Raw genomic sequence first — 23,652 nt, forward strand, 5'->3', positions numbered from 1 at the left:
ACGCGCGCCGTTGGGGGAGAGTCCATGTCTGAGCCGTTGACCACCGAGACAGTTGCAGCGTGGCTCGCGCAATCGCCCTTCATCAGATTCCTGAATCTCACGGTCGACGCGGTCGACGAAAAAGCCCAGTCGGTCACCATGACGATGCCGATGCGGCCGGAGTTCGAGCGCGGCGCCGGCAGCGGCCAGTTCCATGGCGGCCCGATCGCCTCGTTCATCGACACGGTCGGCGACTACGCCGTCGCCATCGTGCTGAAGTCAGGCGTGCCGACCATCAATTTCCGTGTCGACTATCTGCGCCCGTCGGTGGGCAGCTTCCTGCGTGGCACGGCGGTTGTGCGGCGGCTGGGACGCACGGTAGCCGTGGTCGATATCGACGTGACCGACGATCAAGGCCGGCTGTGTGCCATTGGCCGTGGTACCTATAGCGCGCAAGCCGGCTAGGACTCCCGGGCCATGTATAGACCGTCCTACGAGCGGGATCCCAACGTCAGCAATCTCGGCGATGTCATCGATCCGACCGCGCCGGACGACCGGCCATGGGTGATCGACGTCGAGCCCGACGGCAAGTCCACCACGCTGACCTACGGCGAGGCACGCCAGGCCATCGCCGCGGCGGCACGCGGCCTGTCGCGCCGTGGCCTGAAGCGGGGCGCATCGATTGGCATCCTCTCGGCCAACCGGGCCGAGGTGCTCATTGCCTATTTCGCCATCATGCGCGCCGGCTTTGTTGCCGTACCGATCAATCACAAGCTGCCGCGCCCCGTGGTCGATCACATCGTCAAGGACTCGGCGATCGCGCTGATGTACGCCGACGCCGAGCGCGCCGCGCTGGTACCGGCTGCGTTGCCGATGATTCCCCTCGATGCGGCAACGGACGGTTGGCGGTCGCATCTCGACCCCGGCGCCTTCACCGCCCTCGCTATGGCAGCCGACGAGCCGGCCACCATTCTCTACACCTCCGGTTCGACGGGTATGCCCAAGGGCGTGCCGTTGCTGCACGGTCCGTATGTGTGGATGGTCAACCGCAACATCGGCCTGCGTGACGTTCTGAGCGGCAAGGCGGCGATCGTCGCGGCGCCGTTGTTCCATATGAACGCGCTCTTCTTCTCCAAGCAGATCGCGCAGCTGGGTGCCACCAATGTTCTGCTGCGCCAGTTCAGCGGGCGCGCCTATATCGAGGCGATCGATCGCTACCGGGTGGTCGTGCTGACGTCGGTACCGACCATGCTGGCGCTGGCGGTGCGTGAACGCGAGGCGCTGGCGCGCGCTGATCTGTCCTGCGTGAAATTCGTCTTCACCGGCTCGGCGCCGCTGACGCAGGCGCTGGCCGATACCGTTCGCGCAACCTTTCCCGGGGCAGAATTTTCCAACGGCTATGGCACGACCGAGGGCGGTCCGAGCGGCTTCGGTCCGCATCCCCAGGGCCGCCCGCGGCCCGACACCGCGATCGGCTACCCGCAGCCTTATGTCGAGGTGAAGCTGGTGGGCGGATCGACGCCGGACGAGGGCGTGCTGCACATGCGCGCGCCGACCATGATGCCGGGCTATCTCAATCTGCCGCAGAAGACCCAGGAGAAGCTGAACGACGGCTGGTACGACACCGGTGACGTGATGCGTCGTGATGCCGACGGGTTCTTCTACGTCGTGGGCAGGGCCGACGACATGTTCGTCTGCGGCGGCGAGAACATCTATCCGGGTGAAGTCGAGAAGCTGCTCGAACGCCATCCGACCATCCATCAGGCGTCGGTGGTGCCGGTGGCGGACGAGATCAAGGGCGAGGTGCCGATCGCCTTCCTGGTGGCCCGCAAGGGCGAGTCGCCGACCGAGGCGGACATCAAGCAGTACGCGCTCGCCAATGGGCCGGCCTACGCGCACCCGCGCCGCGTGCTGTTCATGCCCGAACTGCCGCTGGCCGGCACCAACAAGATCGACCGCAAGGCCCTCATCGCCCGCGCCCGCGAGCTGTTTCCCAGCGGCGTGCGCGAGGGCCGTTAGATTTCGGATCGCGGGCGTCCACGCCCGCACTCGCCCGCAGCGACAGGCGGAGGGCGACAACACACACTGCGCGCATGGACGCGCGCGGTCCAAAAAGGAGAACAGCTATGCGCGCCATCGTGCTGCATCGTCATGGGCCGATCGCCGACATGACCTACGAAACGGGATTCCCCGATCCGACACCCAAGCCGGGTGACGTGATCGTGCGCGTGAAGGCGTGCGCGCTGAACTATCACGACGTCTTCACCATTCGCAGCATGCCCGGCATCAAGATCACCATGCCGCGGATCGTTGGATTGGATGTGGCCGGCGAGGTTGCCGCGCTGGGGCCCGACGTGACGGGGTGGAAGGTCGGCGATCGCGTCGTGGTGGATCCGATCGACCGCGTGCGCGGCGGGTTGACCGGCGAGACCTTCGATGGCGGCATGGCGGAGTACGTCCGGGTGGCGGCACACCAGTTGCTGCGTCTGCCCGACGACGTCGGCTTCGATACGGCGGCCGCGCTGCCCTGCGCATACGGTACCGCCTATCGCATGATGATGGCGCGCGGTGCCGTGAAGGGAGGCGAGAAGGTACTGATCCTCGGTGCGTCCGGCGGCGTCGGCACATGCTGCGTTCAGCTCGCCAAGTTGGTCGGTGCCGAGGTTGCCGTTTGCGCCAGCAGCACGGAGAAGCTGCAGCGCTTGAAGGCGCTGGGCGCCGACCATCTCATCAATTACGCGACCGAGGAGTTTATGGCCGCCTCGCACCGTGTCTTCGGACGGCCGCGCGTGTGGGGTGCGTCGGGCGGTGGTGATGGCGCCGACGTCGTGGTCAACTTCACGGGCGGCGACACCTGGGTGCCCTCGATCCGGTGCCTGCGGCGCCAGGGTCGGCTGCTGACCTGCGGTGCCACGGCCGGGTTCGATCCCAAGGAAGACATCCGCTACATCTGGACCTTCGAGCAGAACATCATGGGCTCGAACGGTTGGCAGAAAGAGGACATCGTGGCGCTGCTCGACCTGGTGCAGCAGGGCAAGCTCGATCCCTGCATCGATCAGCGCTTCAAGCTCACCGACGGCCTTGCCGCGCTGCACGCCCTGGAACAGCGTACGATCACCGGCAAGATCATCGTCGAGCCGTGAGTTTAGACCCTCCCCCAAGCGAAGCTGGGGGAGGTGCATCCATCTACACGTACTTCCGCATCATTGCTGTCAGGGTGCCGTGGTTGACGCCACTGCCCGCGGCATAGTCGAACGTCCCGGTCTCGCCGAGCGCCTTCAGGGTGTGCAGCGCGAAACCGTAGGTCGCCGACATCAGGCTGCCGCCGAGGCTGACGCGCCGCACGCCCAGGCCGCGCAGCTCGGCCAGCGGCGGTGCGTGGCCGCGGGCGACGGCCATGACGTTCAAAGGCCCTTTGATGGCCTTGACCAGGGTGCCGATGGTCGCTGCGTCGACCGGCCCGGGTACGAAGGCCGAGTGGGCGCCGGCGGTCAGGAAGGCATTGGCGCGCCGCACCGACTCGGCGACGTTCTGCTCCGGCGTGCCCATGGCCACCAGGAACGGATCCGTGCGGGCGTTGAGCACGAAATCGGGAAGCCCGGCGGCGCGGGCGGCCTCGGCGCCGGCCTTGATGCGGGCGACAGACTGGTCGAAGTCGAGCAGCTTGTGCGTCGCCGGATCGCTGTCCTCGATGTTGCAGCCGACCAGGCCGGCGGCGATGGCGCGGCGCACGGTTTCGGCGACGTCTTTCGGTGCGGCGCCGTAGCCCGCCTCGAGGTCGGCGCTGACCGGTACCGGTACACGCCGCGCGATCTCGCCGGCCACCGCCAGCATGCGGTCGCGACCGATGTGCTCGCCGTCGGGCAAGCCTTGGGCGAAGGCGACGCCGGCCGACGTCGTCGCCAGCACGCCGTAGCCGGCCTCGACGATCAGCGCCGCACTGGGCATGTCCCAGGCATTGGGCAGGATGAAGCAGCCCGCGTCATGCAGCTTGGCAAAGTGTGCGGCCTTCTCGGCCTGCGATGGCGTCGTCATGTGATCCTCATGGTGGCAGGCTTGGTGGGCCGTCAGCCCGCCATCGCCTGGCGCAGCTGGTCCTCGTAATAGCCGGCCAGTGCCTCCAGTGTCGGCACCGTGCCGGCACCGGCGATGGAGGCGCCATGCATGACGGCGATGGTGCGCGGTGCCAGCGCCGCAAGGCGGCGGATGGTGGGCCCGGTCTTCGGCGTCAGGCTGGTGAAGCCATAGGCTTTCTCGGCGGCGATCGCCGGCTCGATGATGTCCTTGTCGGTCAGTGCCGGGCTGTCGCCCAATTGGGTAAACAGGTCGCTGCTGAACAGCGTGCCGGTCGTCTCTTCGTAGAGCAGGCTGGCGTCGACCGCGTGCGGCACATGCGGCGTCGACAGATGGCGCACGCGCTTGCCGCCGAGATCGAGCACCTCATTGTCGGCCAGCGCGCGCGGCGGCCGCAGTGCCTGGTCGTTCAGCCAGATGGCGCAGCCGAAGCGGCCCTGCGCCGCCGTCGCCTGCGGCGCCGCCGCCAGCCAGTCGTTCAGCGACCCGCACTCGTCAGCCTCGGCGTGGCTGTAGGTGATCCAGCGCAGGCGCTTCAGGTCGATGACCTTGCCGGCTGCCGCCGACACCGATGCGAACAGTGATCGCATGCCGGTGTGGAACAGCAGCGGCTCGTCGGCATCGATCAGGAACTGGTTGAAGGTGAAGCCCGGGGCGCCGTTGGCACCGGGGATCAGCGTGCATAGCCGGTAGATCTTGTCCGCAATCTCATCAACGCGGGTTTCCATGGCTCGCTCCCTCTCGACAGTTGAGATACCGTCGGTATGTAAAATAACTTCAGTAGTAAACATGTCAATGGTTAGAATGGCGACATGGAACCGGACCGGGAGCGCAGCCGGCGCGAGGAATATTCCGAGGCAACCCGCCTTGCATTGCTGCAGGCTGCCAAAACCCTTTTCGCATCACAGGGTTACCAGGCGACAGGGATCGAGGCGGTGGCCCAGGCGGCGCGGGTCACCCGCGGGGCGCTCTATCATCACTTCGATGACAAGAAGGCGCTGTTCGACGCCGTGGTGGTCGATCTGCAGGCCAAGGCGGCCCATACCATTGCCACCCGCGCCCGCGCCGAGCCCGACAAGTGGCGACGGCTGCGGGTCGGCACCGATGCCTTTCTCGAGGTCTGCCTCGACCCCGCCTATCGCTGGCTGGTGATCCAGGAGGCGCCCGCCATCCTCGGCCGCAGGCGCTACCAGGAAATCGACGAGGCCTATCCGCTGGGACTGATGACGGCGACCCTGATCTCGCTGCGTCGCGACGGCGAACTGACGTTCGACGATCCCGACCTGCTCAGCCGCATGATCTCGGCCATGATCTGCGAGGTGGCCCAGCTGCTGGCCGACAGCGAGACGCCGGAAACGCTGCGGCCGCGCGTGCAGGAGGCGCTGGACCGGATGCTGGCGGCGTTCAGGCGATCCTCGTCACCCTGATCATCGCGGCCTTCGGATCATGACATAGAAGGCGCCACCGCCGCCGTGCCGCACATGGGCCGTGCGCACGCCGTAGATCCGGGTGCGGTTTTCCGGCCGATTGAGCCAGTGCGGGAACTCGGCACGGATGCGGCCCTCGCTCATGCGCCCGTCCAGCTCGCGCAAGCCTTTGCCCGTGATCACCAGCACGACGCGGCAGCCGGTCGACTGGGCGCGCTCGAGGAAACGCGCGAGCGTGCGTTCAGCCTGGGCCAGGGTCAGGCCGTGCAGATCAAGGCGCGCGTCGGGCTCGAGCCGGCCGCGTCGCAGCTTGTCGGCCGTGGCGCGGTCCAGGCCGGTCGCCGACGTCGGATCCAGCGGTGGTGCCGGGCTTTTGGCGGCCGGCGTCACGCGCCGTGCGGTCGCCGGCGTCCGCGGCATGGGGCCGCGCGTCGCGGACGGTGGCTTGGTCGTGCGCGATCGCCGTCCTTTCAATGGCCGGGCGTCTTTCATGGCGGCGTGGAAAAGTGCCGCGGGATCGTCTTCGTCGATCGCCATGGCGCGCTTGTAGCACAAGCCGACCCCTCTCTTGCCGCTGCCGGGGCCGCTCGCTACAAGCCGCATCTTGAGCGTTGAGGATTGTCGATGGCCGCGCCCACCATTTCCGTGCCGACCCTGCCACCCGAGGGGCCCGATCCCGATCTGCGCGACGGGATGGAGTTCCTGCGCGGTGGTCGGTTTGCCGACGCCGAGGTGCGCTTTCGCTCAGCCATGGCGCGTTTCGGCGAACGGCCCGACATTCTGCATTTCCTGGCCGTGTGCGTGGCCAACCGCGGCGATGCGGCCGCCGCCGAGAAGCTGTGGCGCAAGGCGATCAAGCGTGATCCCGACGAGGCGATGCTGCATTTCAATCTCGGCGCGGTCCTGCATCGCCAGGGCCGGCTCGACGATGCGGTGAAGAGCTGGCGCCAGACCGTGCGGCTCGACGGCCACTATCACGAAGCGCGGCTGCGGCTGGCATCGACGTTGGCCGAGACCGAGCGACATGCCGATGCGGAGAATGCGTATCGCGAACTGATCACGGCACTGGAGTCTGCGACCGACAGCGACGCCGCGCCGGAGGTCGTCGCGCAACGCTGGCGGCTGGTGGCGATGGCACAGGCCGGTCTTGGCTACGTGCTCTACCGCCTTGAGCGTCCCGCCGATGCGCTGGCGCCGTTCAACGCCGCGCTCGCCGCCCTGCCGGCGACGGCGCCGGAATGGCCCGGCATGCAGGCCGATCGCGGCCTGGCACTGGCGGCGTCCGGCAACCTCGACGATGGACTCGCAGCCATCGACGAGGCGCTGTCCGTGGTGCCGGATCGCGCGACATTGCATCACAGCCGTGGGCATGTGCTGTTTCATGCCGGGCGCGCTGCCGATGCGGTCGCGTCCTTCCAGCGGGCCGTCGAGCTGGATGCCTCGCGCGCCGACTCGGCGCGCATGCTGGGACTGGCGCGCGAACGGTCGGGCGATCCGGTCGGCGCCATGCAAGCCTTCGAGACGGCGCTGAAGGTGCGGCCGGGTTTTTCCGAAGCTGTCCAGGATGCATCGTCTGTCGCGCTCGATCGTGGCGAGTTCGGCCGCGCGCTGGATCTGCTGAAGCCCTACCTCGAACAGCATCGCGATGACGCGCAGGCATGGAACAATGCCGGCATCGCATTCCTGATGTTGAACGAATTGGAGCGGGCGCACGCGGCCTTCAAGCGGGCGCACAAGCTGGCGCCCAACGATCCGCTGGTCCTGACCAACTACGGCCGCACCTTGACCCGCATGGATCGCGCGCAGGAGGCGGCACCCTTGCATCGGCGCGCGCTGGAGCTGTTGCCGGGTGATCCGCGATTGCTGGGTCACTACGGCAACTGTCTGTTGGCGCGGGGCCACATCGAGGATGCCCGCAGGACCTACGAGAACGCGCTGATCATCGATCCCGGCAATGCCGATGCGCTTGCCGGGATGGAGCAGTTGAGGACGATGTCCGCTAATTTGACGGCGCCGCAAGCCTGAGGAGGGTGCGATGCCAGATGATGCTGCCTTCACTCCCGTCGACAATCTCGCGCGTGTGCGGGCGCGTATCGCGGCGGCGGCGTCCGCCGGGAGTCGCGATCCCGGCAGCGTGACCTTGGTGGCGGTGTCCAAGACCCATGGCGCCGATCGTGTTGCAGCCTTGATCGGCGCCGGCCAGCGCGTGTTCGGCGAGAACCGCGTGCAGGAAGCCGAGGCCAAGTTTCCGGCGCTGAAGGCGATGCATGCGGACCTGGAGCTGCACCTGATCGGTCCTCTGCAGACCAACAAGGTCCGCGATGCAGTGGGATTGTTCGACGTGATCGAGAGCGTGGACCGCCCCAAGCTGGCCGCCGAGCTGGCCAAGGAAATGGCACGGCAGAATCGTCGACCGGCCTGCTTCGTGCAGGTCAACACCGGCGAGGAACCACAGAAGGCCGGCGTGCTGCCGGCGGAGGCAGACGCCTTCATCCGCACCTGCATCGACACGCATGGATTGCCGGTGGTCGGCGTAATGTGCATCCCGCCGCAGGACGAAGAGCCGGCATTGCATTTCGCGCTGTTGCGCAAGATCGCCGAACGCAATGGCCTGGCGCGCGTGAGTATGGGGATGAGTGCCGATTACGAAACCGCGATTCGTTTCGGCGCGACGCATGTACGCGTCGGCACGGCGCTGTTCGGTGATCGCAGCAAGGGTTGACCTCGGCCGCGACGCGCAGCGACGAATCGCCGGTCATCATCACGGAATAATTTGCAGTGCGCGCTGTCACAGCGGCGCGTGTGCCTGCGTCCTTGGGAATGGACGCGTCGCTGTCCTGTTATGTGTTCACAGAACAGTGTGAAGGGTTGAATAGGCGCCACATGATCGCCACATCTGCGGCCATGCAGCGAGCGTAAGCTCACCAGATGGCTGAGAGAACCCGCGATCCTTGTGCCGATGCGGCGCAACCAAGGCGGGTCCCGGCCGAACGGGACGGCATGAGGACGATTTGATGGTGCGGCCGGGGATGGACCGGTCGCGCCACGCGTATCGATGACCGCATCGATAGCGCGAGGTGGAGGGGGTTATGCAACCCAGGTCATGGACGCTGGCGCTATCGATGGCGGCAGCGTTGGCGGTGTCGCTGACGGCTGCACGCGCCGAGGACACGGCCCTGCGGCAGACGGCGGCCTGGCCGCCCGACCCCGAAGCCATGCGTGAGTCGGTGCGGGACGAAGGGGCTGTCGTTGCATGGTCGGCGCTCGATCCGCCGGCCCTGGTCGATGCGCTGCGCCGGGGCGGGCTGGTCATGCTCGTGCGTCACGGCCAGGCGGCGGGCAATGACCGGGATTCGGCGCCGTGGCGCATCGCCGGTGACCGTCGCGCGCAGGGCAATCTCACATCGACCGGCAAGGAACAGGCGCGGCTGATCGGTGACGGCGTACGGGCGCTGGGCATTCCGGTGGCCAAGGTCGTCGCCAGCCCCTATTACCGCGCGCGCGATTTCGCCGAGATCGCATTTCGGGTCAAGCCGGTGGTTGCCGCCGATCTCGGACCGGAGAACCCGGGCCAGGTCGACGCCTACAAACGCTACCTCGATGCGCCGCCGGCCGGCAGCAATCTGGTCGTCGTCGGCCATCTGTTGGCGCCGACAACCGCCCAGATTTCGCAGCTCACCGAGCTGGGCGACGGTCACGTCGCGATCTATCGCGCCGGCGGCTCGATCCTGCTGGCCCTGATCGCCCCCACCGACTGGGCGCGGCTGATCGAGGCCGTGCCGGGCGGTTGAGCGTTTCAATCCGCAGACTTCATCAGTTGCCTGGACGTGAGCTGACGCGACTTTTCGTGCCGTGCGCGACGGCATAAGATATATGCGTTCGTCCGCGACGTGTTCGCCCGCCAGGAGCTGCTATGTATTGTCCGCTGCGCGTCATGATCGTCGCGCTGAGTGTCGTTTCGATGACGGCCTGCACGAGTGGTGGGGGTGATGGCGGGACAAGCGGCGGAGATCGGCCGGCGGTAACCCTGACAAGCGTCGAGCCTGGTCGGTTCGACTCCAGCCGCCCCGGCACCCCGATCCCGCTGGCGACGCTGAAGACCATGGACGAACGCCAGGTCACCGGTACGTTCGGGCGCCCCGTATTTCAGCGCGATGAGGGTGGTGTCGCCCGGTTGTTGCGCTATCGCAGCGATGCCTGCGATCTCGATCTCTTCCTCTATTCCAATGGCGGAACCTGGCAGGTGCGCCACGCCGAAGCGCGCGACCGGTCGCTGCGCACCTTGCCGGTCGACCGCTGTGCCGGCTCCGTGTCGGCACAGAAGCGGTAGAGGCCTTTCCGCGCAGGCACTTACTTCCCGCCGCGATCCTCGCGCCAGAGGTCGAGGCGCTCCTGGACCGGCCGGTCCGAGAAACTGAACAGCACGGCCTCGGTATCGGCGCGATGGGTGACGCGCGCCCAGCTCGGCACCACGACATGATCGCGCTTCGTCCAGCGGAATGTCTTGTCGCCGATGGTCGACTCGCCTGAGCCTTCGACGACCGAAATGATCGTGCCGTCGGTCGACCGGTACGGTGCCGTGGCGAAGCCTTGGGGCAACAACTGCATGAAGGTGCCCATGGTGGCGATCGGGGCGCCGCCGTTGGCCGGATTGACGTAGCGCAGCTTGTGGCCGTGACAGGGATCGGGATCACCGGCCTTGTTCATGCGATCCAGTGCCTCGCGCGTGCGGGTGTAGGGATAGTTGAAGATCGGCGACGTCTGCCGCGTTGGCTTCCAGTCGACCGGCAGCAGGCCGCGGGCGTAGCGGGCATCCGAGTCCCCTTCGGGACGTGTCACTGGCTGTTCATCCGCGCCGTAGTTTTCAGCAAAGCCGGCGTTGAACAGGGCGACCAGCGGAATGTCGAGGCCATCGAGCCACACCATGGGCTTCGACGAGTCATTGCCGTGGTCGTGCCAGGTCCAGGTTGGCGTGATGACGAAATCGCCTTCGCGCATGATGGTGCGCTCGCCATCGACGGCGGTGTAGGCACCCTCGCCCTCGACGATGAAGCGCAGTGCCGACTGGGTGTGGCGATGGCTGGGTGCCACCTCGCCCGGCAGGATCAGCTGCAGGCCGGCATACAGGGTGGGCGTGCAGCAGGCCGTGCCGCGCAGGGCCGGGTTCTCCAGGATCAGCACGCGCCGCACGGCTTCCTTGGCCGTGATCAGGCTGCCGGACTCCATGAGGTAGGGGCGTACGGCATCGTACGACCAGTGAGCCGGCACATATTTCGGCGCCGGCATCGGCGGCACGAGCTGGTGCATGGATTCCCACAGCGGCGCCATCGACAAGGCGCCGATGCGTTCATAGAAATCGCGCCGCGCGTTGTTGCCGGTGGTGGGCTTCAGGGTGGCAGTCTGGGCGCTCATGGCCGTTCCGTCTGTCGATGGGTTCGTATCGTGCCATTCTAGGCCGACGTCCTGCAGAGCGCCAATGCACTGGTGCCGGTTGCGGGGCTGCCGTGCTCACGGTTCATTGCCGCCAAAGCGTAATGAGGGAGGCCCAGGACATGGCAATGACACGGCGCGGTGCGCTGGCGGCGATCGCGGGAGCTGCGGTTTCAGGCCGGGCCTGGGCACAGACCTATCCCAACGGCCCCATTCGCATCGTCGTGCCGTTCGCGGCCGGGTCGGCCACCGACACCAGCGCGCGTCACATTTCGGAAGGGCTCAACCGCCTGTGGGGCGTGCCGGCGGTGGTCGAGAACAAGGCCGGTGGCAACGGCGCCATCGCCGCCGAGATCGTGGCACGCGCCAAGCCGGACGGTCAGACGCTGTTCGTCACGTCCAATACGGCGGTGGCCTCCAACGTCGCGATGTTCAGGTCGCTGAGCTACGACCCGCTGAAGGATTTCGAGCCCCTGACGGCGATCGGCTCGGCGCCGACATACCTGATGGTTCATCCATCCCTGCCGGTGACGGATGTAAAGAGCCTGGTGGCGCTGGCCAAGCAGCAACCCGGCAAACTGAACTTCGCCAGCGGCAGCGCCTCGACGCGCATCTCGGGCGAAATGCTGAAATGGAAGACCGGCATCGATATCGTTCATGTGCCGTACAAGAGTACGCCGCTGGGCCTGCAGGACCTGATCGCCGGCCACGTGCAGATCATGTTCACCGATCCCGTCACCGGGCTGCCGCAGGTGAAGGCCGGCACGGTGCGCTGCCTGGGCACCTCGTCGCGACAGCGCTACCGGTTGACGCCGGAATTCCCGACCATGATCGAACAGGGCCTTGAGGGTTTCGAGCTGGGTTCATGGACGGCGGTCTATGCGCCCGCCGGCCTGCCGGTCGCCGTGCGCGACAAGTTGCACGCGGCGCTGGTGCAGCTCATCAGCGATCCGGCGTACGTGGCACGGCAAGCCGTGAATGGTGCGGAGGTGAACGCGACCAGCCCTGATGAACTGCGCCGCATTCAGCTGGCCGAGATCCAGATCTACCGCGACATCATGAAGGCCAATGGCATCGAGCCGGAGTAGTCAGCCGCGCGCCCGCACGCGCTCGCGATGCAGGATGTACAGGCCGGCCCCGACCAGCAGGGCGATGCCCAGCCACGACAGCAGGTCGGGTGTCTCGCCCCAGACGCCGTAGCCCAGGGCCAGCGCACCCAGCATGCCCGTGTAGCGGAAGGCGCCGACCAGTGACACTTCGCCAGCGCGCATGGCGACGATCACCAGGTGATAGCCCGACGCCAGGAAGAGCGAGGCGGCGGCCAGCAGGCCGAACTCGCGCCAAGCGACCGGCTGCCAGCCCTCGATCGCGACCACGACGGCGGCGCACAGCGTGACGCCCAGCGCCGTCGACAGGGTGATGACGATCGACGGGATCTCGCCGCCGATCCGGCGCGTGTAGACGTCGCGCGCGCCGTTCAGCACCGTGGCGCCGAACGCCAGCAGCGCCCACCAGTTCAGCCCTTCGGGCGTCGGCCGGATGATCAGCAGCACGCCGGCGAAGCCCGCCATCACGGCGCTCCAGCGCCGCCAGCCGACGTGCTCGCGCAGCAGCAGCACCGCCAGCACGCAGATCGCCAGCGGCGTCGCCATGTTGATGGCGGTGGCGATCGAGATCGGCATGTTGAAGAGCGCGATGAGGTAGCCGAACGTACAGAGCACGTCGAGAGTCGCGCGGACCAGCACGTGCGGGTTGGTGATCTGCGGCAGCGCCCGCGCGTGGCCCATCGCCAGCACGGCGATGAGCGCCAGGATCGTCGCGAAGGCGCCGCGAATGAGGATGGCCTGCCCGGCAGGCAAGGTCTCGGCGGCCAGCTTGATCAGGGCATCGTTGACGATGAACAACGTCATCGCGATGGCCATGGCGACGATCCCGCGGCGGTTGGCGTCGATCGGGGACGGCGGCAGGGCGATGGCCGTTGACATGTCGGAGGGCAATTCTACTGGCGCGTGTCAGCCGCACCAGCGCGACGATGCCTGCCCTCCGATGCGGAATTGCCGGGACAGGAGACACAGGCTGCGCCTGCCCCATATCAGCCTGCCGACGCCGGTACCGGCCGCTCGACCGGCCGGCGGCAGATCACGTGAGTGTCTCGATACAGACGATACGATTCTTCTGTGGTGTGACATGTCGGTGATACCCGGTCGCCTTAGGGTCTCACTGACGGCAGGAGGTCGAAAGGCCACCTCCTGGGAACCCTGGAGAGATCGATGCGCAAGACCTTTTTCCTCATTGCCACCGCTTGCTTCGCCCTGAGCACGTCCGCATGGGCAGGCCAGACCTGGAACGGTCAGACCTGGAATGGTCAGACCTTGAATGGCCAGTCGGTTAAAAGCGCCACCCAAAGTCTTCCTGCGACGGTTCAGGTGATCGCGGTGGAACTGCCGACCTCACGGTGATCCTTGCGCGCGCTGGAGCCCTCCATGCCGATCGACCGACATCTTTCGCAGCGCGCTGAGGGGCATGATCCTACTGCGGGTGTCGGACGGCTTCCGGCCAGGACGATGATTCATTTGTTGGGATGCGTCCTGGCTTTGTTGTTGGCCGCCTGGACGGCAGTGGTGGCCTTGGAGTGTGCGCGTGTGCTGTGGGCCGGCGGTGATCTCCAGTGGGACGTCCTGCTTCGTGCGCCGACCAGCCTGAGCAACCTTATCACGCTGCCGATCATGGCCGGCGCGATGCTGATTGATCGGCTTGCGAACGGACCCGATCGCTTCGTGATGCGCGATCTGTTGCATCGCACACGATACGACCTGTTTTTCGTGCTTGCCGATGCCACCGGTGCCATGACGGCTCTCGCGCTTGTCTTCTCATTTGGCTTCAGCGCCTGGATCGGTACCGCCATCGCCGGTGCTCCCTCGGTGTGGTTGTCGGCGATGATGCCCTTCTGGCTGCAGGTGCCAGCGGTCTTCCTCGCTGCGACGTTCGCTGCTTATTGGGGGCATCGCTTCATGCACACGCGCCTGATGTGGCCGTTGCATGCGATCCACCACGCGGCGACCGATCTCACCGCATTGACCGACAGCCGACAGCACCCGCTGGATGACCTCATCAAGTCCATGCCGGTCATGCTCGTCCTGGCCGTTATGGGCTTCGATCCTGACGCAGTCTTCGTCGCCGCCTTGATCGGGCGCCTGCAGGCCGCGTTTATCCATTCCAATGCACCGTGCCCGTTGTGGCTGGAGCGCTGGGTGATTGCCGGCCCGGCGCTGCATCGGGTGCATCATGGTGCGGCGCCAGAACATCATGACCGCAACTATGCCGCGCTGGTGTTGTGGGATCGGCTGTTCGGGACGTTCTCGCTGCCCGACGATGCCCGCAGCGTACGGACAGGTATTGACAACCCACGCACCGGTGACCAGGGGCCGGTCCGCGACATGCTGGCCGCGGGCCGTGCATGGCTGGAAGGCCTGGTTGCGGCGATGCGTCGGGTCGCCATGCCGTCCGCGCCGGTCAGCTGCAGCCGGACGCACGGATGAAAGTGAGGGCTGCTCTCGCCACAGCGGGTGGGCGGCTAGGCCGTCGTCTGGGCCATCTTCAGCAGTTGCGTCCAGTGCGCATCGGAGACCGGCTGCACCGACAGCCGTGACGAGCGGACCAGCGCCAGGTCCTTGAATTTCGGCTCGGCCTTGACGGCGACCAGGGTAACCGGGGTTTTCACCGGCTTCACCGCCTCGAGGTCGACCATGCCGAACTTGCCGGTCTTGTCGGTATGGTCGGGGTAGTATTCCTTCACGACCTTGGCGATGCCGACGATCTCCTTGCCCTCGCCGGAATGATAGAAGAACGCGAGGTCGCCGTTCTTCATCGCCTTGAGGTTGGCGGCGGCCTGGAAGTTGCGCACGCCGCTCCAGAAGGTGCGCTTGTCCTTGACGAACTGGTCCCAGGAATAGGTCGATGGTTCGGATTTAACCAGCCAGTAGGCCATCTCACTCTCCCTCGCCCTTCAGTGGCCGCGCCAGCAACGCCCGGATCGTGGCATCGACGTCGGCGTCATCATGCAACAGGGCGGCAACGGCCGTACAGATCGGCATGTCGACCTGGTAACGGGCTGCCAGCGACTGGACGATGGGGGCTGTGTGAAAGCCCTCGGCAACGCTCGGCTTGCCGGCGAGGAAATCGGCCGCGGTGATGCCCTGGCCGATCGCCGCGCCCAGCGACCGGTTGCGCGACAGCGGCCCGTTGCAGGTCAGCGTCAGGTCGCCCAGTCCGGCCAGCCCGGCCAGCGTCTCCAGGCGGGCACCCATCGCCACGCCCAGGCGGGCCATCTCGGCAAAGCCGCGCGTCAGCAGCGCAGCGCGCGCATTGTCGCCCAGCTTGCGGCCCTCGACGACGCCGCACGCGATCGCCAGCACGTTCTTGATCGCGCCGCCCAGCGCCACGCCGGTCACGTCGTCGGTCCAGTAGGGGCGGAACGTCGGCGTGCGCAGTGCGTGGGCCAGCGCCTCGCCCTGGGCACGGTCGGGACTGGCCAGCGTGATTGCGGTCGGCAAGCCGCGCGCGACCTCTTCGGCGAAGGTCGGACCCGACAGCATGGAGATCGATCGGCCGGGCAGTGCGTCGGCGACGGCGGTGGGAATGAGGTTGCCGCTGGCCGCTTCGATGCCCTTGGCACACACCACGATCGGTACCGTCGCCGTCACCAGCGGTGCCAGTTGCTGCGCCAGCGCGCGCGAGGCCTGCGCCGGTGTCACCAGCAGGATCACATGGCAGGCCGCGAGATCGTTCAGCGACCCCGTCGCGACGATTCCGGGCGCGATGGTGTGCCCCGGAAGGTAGCGCGCATTACGGCGCGCGGCGTTGATGTCGTCGACGACCTCCGGCTCCAGCGCCCACAGCGTCACCTGGCGTCCGGCGCGCTGCGCCGTCAGCGCCAGCGCCGTACCCCAGGCGCCGCCACCGACGATGCCGACATGTGCGTATGAGTCCGTCATGGCCCCTGTCGTCCTGAGCGAAGCGAAGGACCTTGGGCTGGAGTGTTCAAAGAATGGCGGGACTGGCGATCACCAGCATCAGAAATGTCTGATACGACCACCGCAGGGTCCTTCGCTTCGCTCAGGACGACGAGGAGAGGCACCTTCGGCATCAGGGAAACCTACGCTAGCGGCCGCGGCGCTGCTGCGCCTGCGGGCTGCGGTTGCGGAAGAACGTCGTCAGCACGAAGCGACGGCCGTGTGTTACCGGCAGGGCCTCGTGCAGCAACGAGCATGAGAAGACGGCAGCGGCACCGGCCTTGGGCTTGTAGCGCGTCGGACCATATTCCGGGAACACCAGCTCGCCGCCGTCATAGTCCTCGTTGAGATTGAGCGAGACGGCGAACGTGCGGTCCGCGGTCTGCGGTGTACCGTTGTCGCGGTGGGCGCGGAAATAGTGCTGGCCCTCGGCGGCATACGAGATGATGACGTGCGCATCGAAACCGAACTCGATGTCCCAGCCGAAGGCTTTGCCCAGCTCGGGCCCGATGCGATAGGCGAGCCGATCGGAGATCTGCTTGCTGATCGCCGGTTCGGTGACGATGTGGTCCTCGGTGCGCTTGCGATCGGCGGCCACCACGTTGCCGTAGCGGCTGGCGACACCGCCGTCGCTGCGCTCGCCCGACGACCACAAGTCGATCAGGCTCTGGCAGAACGGCGGCTCGAAGACGCGCGGCAGCATCAACACAGGAGCGACCGAGCCGAACAGCACCTGTTGCTGCGGCCGGTCGGCGCGCGCAATGGCCACGGCATCGCCGATCTGGGTCACCAACGCCTGTAGTGGCGCACCGGCGGCGTGGGCGACCAGCCGCTGGTTGGGATCCAGCACCAGCGCACGGCGCGCGTGCGCGCTCGTGCCGGTCGCCGCGGCGTCGGGCGCCAGCAGCGTGCCCAGGAAGCGGTTGCTGGCATCGCACAGGACGAAGAGCTTGTCGGCGTCGGGCACGGCCGCGCTGGCCAGAGCCGCCGCCGTCGCCGCCGGCGCGATGCCCACCACCAGCACCGGCGTGGCGCCCAGCGCGGTGATCGCGGCCAGCACTTGCGTCGCCTCGGCATCGAGTGCGCGGGCATCGGCCAGCGCCAGCAGCACCACGGGCTCGCCCTGGAAGGCCCACAGCATCTTGCGCGCCTGGCCGTCGGGCGCCGGCAGGGCGATGTCGGGCACCCGATCGCCGGGGCGGAACGGGAAGGAGACGCCGCTCATGGTCACAGGCTCAGGTTGAAAGCGATGGAGATGCGTTCCGTGCCGCCGCGATAAGGCCGCACCGCATGCAGCATCCAGGCCGGGAACAGCACCATGCGTCCGGCGCGCGGCGGGATGGTCTCGCAGGCGCCCATCGACCGGCCGCCCGGCACGGTCCACGCCAGGTGCGGCGCATACATCGCCGGTGCGGCGCCGCGCGGGTCCATGAATTCGAGCTCGCCGCCCAGCGCCGGATCGCCGCCGATGCCGCCGTCTTCGACGTAATAGACGCCCGACCAGAAACTGCCGGGGTGGAAGTGGAACTCGTTGCCATGGCCAGCCCGGTTCACGTTGGCCCAGATGTTGGCCTTCCACGCGATCGTCACGGCGCGGCCCTGGCGATCGCAGGTGAGGCCGTTGACCACGCCGCGGGCCACATCCAGCAGCCGCGCCGCCGGTGCGCCGGCCCAGCGCTCCATGTCCCAGCCCGACTGCCAACCACCGACGTTGCTGTGCTGGGTTCCCGGGGATGCCTTCTCCTGCGCCAGGATCAGGCGCTTGAGGTCGGCGTTCAGTGCTCCGGCATCGGGCACGTCGACCACGGCGACCGGCGTGGCGAACAGGGGCGCGACTTCGACCTTGGCGGCGGTGGTACTCGAGGACATGCCCGCAGCCTACACTTTCACGCCTGATCCGACACCTGATCTGCCGATGGCGGCGCGTGCCGTGGGGTCGAGCGGCCAGCGCGGCCGCGGCGCGACATCCAGGCCGTCGGTCAGCCCCAGCCGCAGCCGCTCGATCCCGGCCCACGCGATCATGGCGGCATTGTCGGTGCACAATGCCGGTGGCGGCGCGACCAGGCGGGCGCCATGCGTGATCGCCAGATCGGTCAGGCGCAGCCGCAGATGCTGATTGGCGGCGACGCCACCGGCAACCACCAGCGTCACCGGCGCGTCACGCGACGAGGGCCGGCTGTCACGGAAGATGGCGAATGCATTGCGGCAGCGATCGACCAGGATGTCGCCCACGGTACGCTGGAAGCTCGCCGCCAGGTCGGCGACCGCACGTGGGTCGTCGGCCGGCAGGCCGGCGGCCGCCAGGCGCACGGCGGTCTTCAGGCCGGAGAACGAAAAGTCGCAGCCTGGTTTACGCCACAGCGGGCGCGGCAGATCGAAGCGGGCCGGATCACCGTCGCGCGCTGCGCGCTCGACCGCGGGTCCCCCGGGAAAGCCCAGTCCCAGCAGTTTGGCGGTCTTGTCGAACGCCTCGCCCACCGCGTCGTCGATGGTGGTGCCCAGCCGGGTGTAGCGGCCGACCCCGTCGACCGCCAGAAGCTGGCAGTGGCCGCCCGACACCAGCAGCAGCAGGAACGGGAACGCCACCGGCTCGATCAGCCGCGTGGTGAGCGCATGCCCTTCCAGATGGTTGACCGCGATGAATGGTTTTTGATGGGCGAGCGCAATGGCTTTGGCCGTCATGACGCCCACGATCACGCCACCGATCAGGCCGGGGCCGGCCGTCGCGGCCACGCCGTCCAGGTCGGCAAAGGTGACGCCGGCGTCGGCCAGTGCGCGGGCCACCATGCCGTCGATCCGCTCGAGGTGGGCGCGCGCGGCGATCTCGGGCACGACGCCGCCGAACGGCCGGTGTTCGCCAAGTTGCGCATAGATGACATTGGACCGGATCCGGCCCACCGGAACACCGGCGGCCGGGTCGGCCTCGACCACGGCAGCGGCCGTTTCGTCGCAGCTTGTCTCGATCCCGAGAACCAGCATGGTGTCGTCTGCCCTCCTTGGGTGCGCCGGCCTTGTACCCGCTGCCGCGGCCTCTGGCCACTTTCGCGCGGCGCGACGGAAGGCTACACCCAGGGCATGGCTACCCCCGTTCTCCGCATTGGAACACGCGGCAGCAAGCTGGCGCTGGTCCAGGCTACGCTGGTGCGCAACGCGCTTGCTACGTCTCATCCGGCGCTGGCCGCTGACGGCGCCATCGAGATCGTCGCGATTCGCACCACCGGCGATCGCGAGCAGGATCGCAAACTGTCGGAGATCGGCGGCAAGGGCCTGTTCACCAAGGAGATCGAGGAGCAGCTGCTCGACGGCGCGGTCGATATCGGCGTGCACAGCACCAAGGACATGCCCACCCGGCAGCCGGACGGATTGGTGCTGGCCGCGTTCCTGCCGCGCGAGGATGCCCGCGACGTGCTGATCGTGCGCGACGGCAGCGCCGCGTCAATTGCCGATCTGCCGACGGGCGCCACCGTTGCCACGGTGGCGCTGCGCCGTCAGGCGCTGCTTCTGCATCGCCGCCCCGACCTGAAGGTCGACGCGATTCGCGGCAATGTCGACACGCGGCTGCGCAAGCTGCAGGACGGTGCCGCCGATGCGCTGATCCTGGCCCGCGCCGGCCTCAATCGCCTGGGGCGTGGCGAGGTCGGCACTGTCATTCCTATCGACGAGATGCTGCCGGCTGTCGGCCAGGGTGCCGTGTGCATCGAAGCCCGCACCGACGATGCGCGCGTGCGTGGGCTGCTGGCCGCCATCGATCACGCGCCGACGGCGCACTGCGTGCGGGCCGAAATCGCCATGCTCGGCGTGCTGGACGGTTCGTGCCGCACGCCGATCGCGGGCCACGCCGTGCTCGACGGTGACCAGCTGTGGCTGCGCGCGCTGGTGGCGCGGCCGGATGGCAGCGAAGTTCTCACGACCGAGCGACGCGGGATGGCACGGGACGGCGAGGCGATGGGTGTCGATGCCGGCCACGAACTGCGGCAACGCGCTGGCCCGGGCTTCTTCGGCTGAGCCGCGCGGCCGATGCGCGTTCTGGTCACGCGACCCGAACCGGAGGCACGCGCATTCGCCGCGGCGTTGGTGGCGCGCGGCCACGAGCCGGTACTGGCGCCGATGTTGCGTCTGGTGGCGCTGTCCGTGCCGGACGACCTCGTCGAGCGCCTGGCCGCGGCACAGGCCATCCTGCTGACCAGCGCCAACGGCGCGCGCACCCTGGCGCAGGCGACCAAGGTGCGCGGCTATCGTATTTTCGCTGTCGGCGATGCCACGGCCCGCGCCGCGCGCGACAGCGGCTTCACCGAAGTCGTCTCGGCCCGGGGCGACGCACAGGCTCTGGTCGCTGTGGTGTCGAAATGGCTGCAGCCCGGGGAGGGGCGGCTGGTTCATGCCGGTGGCGCGGCGAAGGCGGGCGATGTTGCCACATCGTTGCGGTCTGCCGGCTTCGCCATTGACGAGATTGCGCTGTACGACATGCAGTCCGTCGATACGCTGCCGGCCGATGTCGTACAGATGGTCGAGGATGGCCGCCTCGATGCAGCCACGTTTTTTTCGCCACGCACGGCGCAGGCCTTTGTTAAGGTGGCCGTGCAGGCCGGAATCGCGCCTTTTTTGGCGTGCACGGTTGCCGTAGCCATCAGTCCGGCGGCTCTGGCCGGCGCTGATGGTATTCCATGGCGGACGCGAATCGCCGCGCGTGCGCCGACCCAGGACGGTGTCCTCGCTTCCCTCGATGCGGTGGCGCCACCACAACCGGGATCGCCGACAATGAGCGACGACAAGAAGCCGACTGCCTTCGAAACGTCAGTCGATGACAAACAGCAGACATCAGGCGACTCCCGGCACGACGATGCGCTGAAACCGGCCGTCGAAGACGGCGTCACCGCCGCATCGGTGCCGCCGCCCCGTCGCGGCGTGGGTGTGGTTGGTGCCTTCGTCAGCGGCCTGGTGGCCTCCGTCGTGGTCCTGGGCGGTGCGCTCGCGATCTACATGGTCCAGCCGCAGGCAGTGCGTCAGCTTTTCTCCCCGACCGCCACGGACGCCGGCAGTGCGCCGGTATCGCGCGAGGCCATGGCCGCCGCGCTCAAACCGCTGGACGACAAGCTGAAGCAGCTCGAGGCCAGGGCCGGCACCGCCGATGGCGCATCGCGCGACCTGGCGCAGGCGCGCCAGGCGCTGGCGGCACTGCAGTCGGACCTCGCCGCAGTCAAAAGCCGCCAGGAGACCGCGGATGCATCGATCCGAACCCTGACCGATCGTCCATCGACGCCCGCGGTACCCGGCAGCACCGACGGTGCCGGCGACATCGCGCGTCAGGTCGCCGCGCTGGTGGACCGCCTCGACCGGCTCGAGAAGCGCGAGGACCAGGTCGGCACTGCGGTGTCCGGTGCCGTCGACAGCGCGGCGCTGGCCCGGGCCATCGGCGACGCCGAGGCGCGGCAGCGTGATCAGCTCGCCCGCACCGCGACCGACATCGAGCGGACACGCGCCCAGGCGTCGAGCCTGACCGACCGTCTCGCCGCCGTCGAGAAGGACGTGACAGCCAAGCTTGATGCCGTGCGCAAGGACGTCGCGGCGCGCGGCGACAACGACCGGCGCGCCGGCGATCGTGCGGCGGCGGCGATCGGTGTCGCCGCGCGGCTGCGCCAGGCGATCGATGCCGGCGGTCCATTCGCTGCCGATGCCGAACTGCTCAAGCCGCTGGCAACAGGCGATGCCACCATCGCCGCCATCCAGGGTGAACTGGCACCGTTTGCATCGGCGGGCGTCGATACGCGCCGCAAATTGGCGGCGGCGTTTTCCGAGGTGGCGCGCCGCGTGGTCGCCGCCGACCTTGCCGACGATTCCTGGGGCGAGCGGCTGCTGGGCAAGCTCAAGCAGCTGGTCTCGATCCGCCGCGTCGGTGATGACGCCGCCGGCGCCACGCCGGAAGCGATCGTGGCGCGCGCCGAGGCGGCGCTCGACGCCGGCGATGTGGCCAAGGCCGTCGCCGAGATGAAAGGGCTGAAGAGCCCGGCTGACGTTCCGGCACGCGAGTGGCTGACGCGGGCCGAAGCCCATCTGACGGCGCAGCGTGCCATCGACCGGTTGAGCTTGTACGGCATCGGCTTGTTGTCGCGGCTCGATCAGCCGGCGGGCGCGCCGCCGGCGAGCACCACCAAGTGACCGCGGCAGCAGGAGATCGACACGCATGACTTTCCTGCGGACGCTGGTCTGGTTTGTGTTGCTGGTCGTGGCCATGATCGCGGCCGTCTGGTTGGCCGAACGCCCGGGTCTGGTCACGGTGCAGTGGCAGGGCTGGCGCCTCGATACCAGTGTCGGCATCGTGCTAATCACGATCGTCGCGCTGTGCGTCGTGTCGGCGCTGCTCTATGCGCTGTGGCGCTGGCTGCGCGGGGCGCCATCCACCGTGTTCGATATCTGGGGCGAGTCGCGCCGGCGCAAAGGCTATCGCGCGCTGACCCAGGGCATGGTCGCGGTGGCTGCGGGCGATGGTGTCGAGGCGCAACGCAATGCCCGCCTGGCCGAGAAGCTGCTCGAGGAGCCGCCGCTGACCCGTCTGCTGTCGGCCCAGGCGGCACAGCTGGCCGGCGACCGCGATGCGGCGCAGCGCTATTTCGCCGCCATGCTGGATGACCCGCAGATGGCGTTCCTCGGGCTGCGTGGGCTTTTGATGCAGTCGCTGAAGGACGGCGATTCGAGCAAGGCGCTGGCCTATGCCGAGCAGGCCTTCCAGCGTCGGCCCGACACGCCCTGGGTCGTGCGCTCGCTGTTCGACATGCAGGCGCGCGCCGGCAAGTGGCGCGAGGCGCAGGAGACGCTGCAGGTCGGACTCAAGCGCAAGATCGTCGATCCCGAACGCGGCCGCACGCTGAACGCGCTCCTGCTGGTGGAACGCAGCCGTGCCGCCGAACGCGGTGGCGCCGACGAGGACGCCATCGATCATGCCAAGGCCGCGGTCGCGCTGGCACCGGATCGCGAGCCGGTGGCGTATCGCTATGCCGAGCTGCTGATCAAGCGCGGCGATGGCCGCAAGGCGCAGAAGGCCATCGAACGCACCTGGCCCGCTTCACCGCATCCCGACCTGGCGCAGCTCTATCTGGCGGCGGTCGGCGAGAAGGATCCGCTGAAGCGGGTGCAGGCGCTCAACCGGCTGACGGCCAGCAACGCCGATGATCTCGACAGCCGCATTGCGCTGGCGCGCGAGTGCCTGGAAGCGCGCCTGTGGGGCGAGGCACGCCGCCATCTCGTGGCCGCCGGCGCCGAGCGGTCCGATGCGCCGACCCGGCTCTGTCGTCTCATGGCCGACCTGGAAGAGCAGGAGTATGGCGACGGCGAGAAGGTACGCCAGTGGTTGTCGCGCGCGGCCGACTCGCCGGGAGATCGCCAGTGGCGCTGCCGCAGCTGCGCCGCGGTTCACGATCGCTGGCAGGCCGTCTGCGATTCGTGCGGCGCTTTCGGTACGGCGGAATGGCGCATGCCGCCGCCCTCGGCCCAGGCCGTCGCGGCGGCCGCCGCCACCAGTACGCTGCGTCTGCGCCCGGAGCAGGAAATCCTGCCACCCGAACCGCCACCGGCTGAAAAGACGCCGGCAGCATCACCGACGCCGGCGAGCATGGCACCGTCGTCGTCCTGACAAGCTGTGCTTTTTGGAGCGCACAGCTGTCATTCCGAGCGTAGCGAGGAATCTTTCGGCGGTTTCTCGATCGTCCACAGCCCGGAAAGATCCCTCGCTGCGC

Annotated in this window: 24 protein-coding genes; 14 read left to right on the forward strand and 10 right to left on the reverse strand. The window is 67.9% G+C overall.

The features are described 5' to 3' along the window. Positions 1-24: 24 nt before the first annotated feature. The 3 genes from FQU96_RS00555 (at position 25) to FQU96_RS00565 (ending at position 3,122) form a co-directional block, all read left to right on the forward strand. The gene (locus tag FQU96_RS00555) at positions 25-444 is read left to right on the forward strand and encodes a PaaI family thioesterase (protein WP_146538892.1); all 420 of its coding nucleotides are present in this window, start codon (positions 25-27) and stop codon (positions 442-444) included. Between the two features lie 12 nt (positions 445-456). Next, positions 457-1,998, forward strand: a complete 1,542-nt coding sequence (locus tag FQU96_RS00560) for a class I adenylate-forming enzyme family protein (RefSeq protein ID WP_146538893.1) — start codon at positions 457-459, stop codon at positions 1,996-1,998. Positions 1,999-2,105: 107 nt separating this feature from the next. After that, positions 2,106-3,122: a zinc-binding dehydrogenase gene (locus FQU96_RS00565; protein ID WP_146538894.1), complete on the forward strand. Its 1,017-nt coding sequence runs from the start codon at positions 2,106-2,108 to the stop codon at positions 3,120-3,122. 43 nt (positions 3,123-3,165) lie between these two features. Here FQU96_RS00565 and FQU96_RS00570 read toward each other — a convergent pair whose 3' ends face one another. After that, positions 3,166-4,014, reverse strand: coding sequence for an isocitrate lyase/phosphoenolpyruvate mutase family protein (locus tag FQU96_RS00570; protein ID WP_146538895.1), 849 nt, complete (start codon positions 4,012-4,014; stop codon positions 3,166-3,168). A 32-nt stretch (positions 4,015-4,046) separates the two neighbouring features. Then, positions 4,047-4,781, reverse strand: coding sequence for an MBL fold metallo-hydrolase (locus tag FQU96_RS00575; protein ID WP_146538896.1), 735 nt, complete (start codon positions 4,779-4,781; stop codon positions 4,047-4,049). 84 nt (positions 4,782-4,865) lie between these two features. Here FQU96_RS00575 and FQU96_RS00580 point away from each other — a divergent pair, with 84 nt between their 5' ends. Further along, positions 4,866-5,480, forward strand: coding sequence for a TetR/AcrR family transcriptional regulator (locus FQU96_RS00580; RefSeq protein WP_146538897.1), 615 nt, complete (start codon positions 4,866-4,868; stop codon positions 5,478-5,480). On the opposite strand, the gene FQU96_RS00585 is transcribed toward FQU96_RS00580, so the two are convergent. Further along, positions 5,481-6,017, reverse strand: a complete 537-nt coding sequence (locus FQU96_RS00585) for a Smr/MutS family protein (RefSeq protein WP_218574565.1) — start codon at positions 6,015-6,017, stop codon at positions 5,481-5,483. 87 nt (positions 6,018-6,104) lie between these two features. On the opposite strand from FQU96_RS00585, the gene FQU96_RS00590 reads away from it, so the two are divergent. From FQU96_RS00590 to FQU96_RS00605, 4 genes are all read left to right on the forward strand, one after another. After that, positions 6,105-7,505 carry a lipopolysaccharide assembly protein LapB gene (locus tag FQU96_RS00590; RefSeq protein WP_146538899.1) on the forward strand — a complete coding sequence of 467 codons (1,401 nt, stop codon included), beginning with the start codon at positions 6,105-6,107 and terminating at the stop codon, positions 7,503-7,505. Positions 7,506-7,515: 10 nt separating this feature from the next. Continuing rightward, the gene (locus FQU96_RS00595) at positions 7,516-8,202 is read left to right on the forward strand and encodes a YggS family pyridoxal phosphate-dependent enzyme (protein ID WP_146538900.1); all 687 of its coding nucleotides are present in this window, start codon (positions 7,516-7,518) and stop codon (positions 8,200-8,202) included. 367 nt (positions 8,203-8,569) lie between these two features. Beyond that, positions 8,570-9,271 (forward strand): histidine phosphatase family protein, encoded by a 702-nt coding sequence (locus FQU96_RS00600; protein WP_146538901.1) that lies wholly within the window; start codon positions 8,570-8,572, stop codon positions 9,269-9,271. 122 nt (positions 9,272-9,393) lie between these two features. Then, a complete protein-coding gene (locus tag FQU96_RS00605) occupies positions 9,394-9,810 on the forward strand; it encodes a hypothetical protein (RefSeq protein ID WP_146538902.1) in 417 nt (138 codons plus the stop codon). Between the two features lie 20 nt (positions 9,811-9,830). Here FQU96_RS00605 and gtdA read toward each other — a convergent pair whose 3' ends face one another. Beyond that, a complete protein-coding gene (gene gtdA, locus FQU96_RS00610) occupies positions 9,831-10,892 on the reverse strand; it encodes a gentisate 1,2-dioxygenase (protein ID WP_146538903.1) in 1,062 nt (353 codons plus the stop codon). A 140-nt stretch (positions 10,893-11,032) separates the two neighbouring features. Between gtdA and FQU96_RS00615 the strand changes: the two genes are divergently transcribed. Next, positions 11,033-11,998 (forward strand): tripartite tricarboxylate transporter substrate binding protein, encoded by a 966-nt coding sequence (locus tag FQU96_RS00615; protein ID WP_178130220.1) that lies wholly within the window; start codon positions 11,033-11,035, stop codon positions 11,996-11,998. Here the strand turns inward: FQU96_RS00615 and FQU96_RS00620 are convergent, their stop codons facing one another. Then, positions 11,999-12,895 carry a DMT family transporter gene (locus FQU96_RS00620; protein ID WP_146538905.1) on the reverse strand — a complete coding sequence of 299 codons (897 nt, stop codon included), beginning with the start codon at positions 12,893-12,895 and terminating at the stop codon, positions 11,999-12,001. 285 nt (positions 12,896-13,180) lie between these two features. On the opposite strand from FQU96_RS00620, the gene FQU96_RS00625 reads away from it, so the two are divergent. Together FQU96_RS00625 and FQU96_RS00630 are read left to right on the forward strand one after the other, a co-directional pair. Then, positions 13,181-13,369 carry a hypothetical protein gene (locus FQU96_RS00625; protein ID WP_146538906.1) on the forward strand — a complete coding sequence of 63 codons (189 nt, stop codon included), beginning with the start codon at positions 13,181-13,183 and terminating at the stop codon, positions 13,367-13,369. Between the two features lie 24 nt (positions 13,370-13,393). Then, the gene (locus FQU96_RS00630; RefSeq protein ID WP_146538907.1) at positions 13,394-14,449 is read left to right on the forward strand and encodes a sterol desaturase family protein; all 1,056 of its coding nucleotides are present in this window, start codon (positions 13,394-13,396) and stop codon (positions 14,447-14,449) included. Positions 14,450-14,484: 35 nt separating this feature from the next. Here FQU96_RS00630 and FQU96_RS00635 read toward each other — a convergent pair whose 3' ends face one another. The 5 genes from FQU96_RS00635 to tsaD all read right to left on the reverse strand — a co-directional run bounded on the left by FQU96_RS00635 (position 14,485) and on the right by tsaD (position 18,901). Continuing rightward, a complete protein-coding gene (locus FQU96_RS00635; protein ID WP_146538908.1) occupies positions 14,485-14,898 on the reverse strand; it encodes an EVE domain-containing protein in 414 nt (137 codons plus the stop codon). Position 14,899: 1 nt separating this feature from the next. After that, positions 14,900-15,904 carry an NAD(P)H-dependent glycerol-3-phosphate dehydrogenase gene (locus FQU96_RS00640; RefSeq protein WP_146538909.1) on the reverse strand — a complete coding sequence of 335 codons (1,005 nt, stop codon included), beginning with the start codon at positions 15,902-15,904 and terminating at the stop codon, positions 14,900-14,902. A gap of 166 nt (positions 15,905-16,070) precedes the next feature. After that, complete coding sequence (locus tag FQU96_RS00645; RefSeq protein WP_146538910.1) at positions 16,071-17,147, reverse strand: 2OG-Fe(II) oxygenase; 1,077 nt, start codon at positions 17,145-17,147, stop codon at positions 16,071-16,073. A gap of 2 nt (positions 17,148-17,149) precedes the next feature. Beyond that, positions 17,150-17,791, reverse strand: coding sequence for a TIGR02466 family protein (locus tag FQU96_RS00650; protein WP_146538911.1), 642 nt, complete (start codon positions 17,789-17,791; stop codon positions 17,150-17,152). A 9-nt stretch (positions 17,792-17,800) separates the two neighbouring features. Next, the gene (gene tsaD, locus FQU96_RS00655) at positions 17,801-18,901 is read right to left on the reverse strand and encodes a tRNA (adenosine(37)-N6)-threonylcarbamoyltransferase complex transferase subunit TsaD (RefSeq protein WP_146538912.1); all 1,101 of its coding nucleotides are present in this window, start codon (positions 18,899-18,901) and stop codon (positions 17,801-17,803) included. 96 nt (positions 18,902-18,997) lie between these two features. On the opposite strand from tsaD, the gene hemC reads away from it, so the two are divergent. From hemC to FQU96_RS00670, 3 genes are read left to right on the forward strand one after another with little or no spacing between them, the layout of a single operon-like run. After that, positions 18,998-19,927 (forward strand): hydroxymethylbilane synthase, encoded by a 930-nt coding sequence (gene hemC, locus FQU96_RS00660; RefSeq protein ID WP_146538913.1) that lies wholly within the window; start codon positions 18,998-19,000, stop codon positions 19,925-19,927. A gap of 12 nt (positions 19,928-19,939) precedes the next feature. Beyond that, positions 19,940-22,078 (forward strand): uroporphyrinogen-III synthase, encoded by a 2,139-nt coding sequence (locus FQU96_RS00665; protein WP_146538914.1) that lies wholly within the window; start codon positions 19,940-19,942, stop codon positions 22,076-22,078. A 25-nt stretch (positions 22,079-22,103) separates the two neighbouring features. Then, complete coding sequence (locus FQU96_RS00670) at positions 22,104-23,549, forward strand: heme biosynthesis protein HemY (protein ID WP_146538915.1); 1,446 nt, start codon at positions 22,104-22,106, stop codon at positions 23,547-23,549. Positions 23,550-23,652: the final 103 nt, after the last annotated feature.

The organism is Reyranella sp. CPCC 100927, from assembly GCF_007859315.1.
In the GTDB taxonomy this organism is placed as follows: Bacteria; Pseudomonadota; Alphaproteobacteria; order Reyranellales; family Reyranellaceae; genus Vineibacter.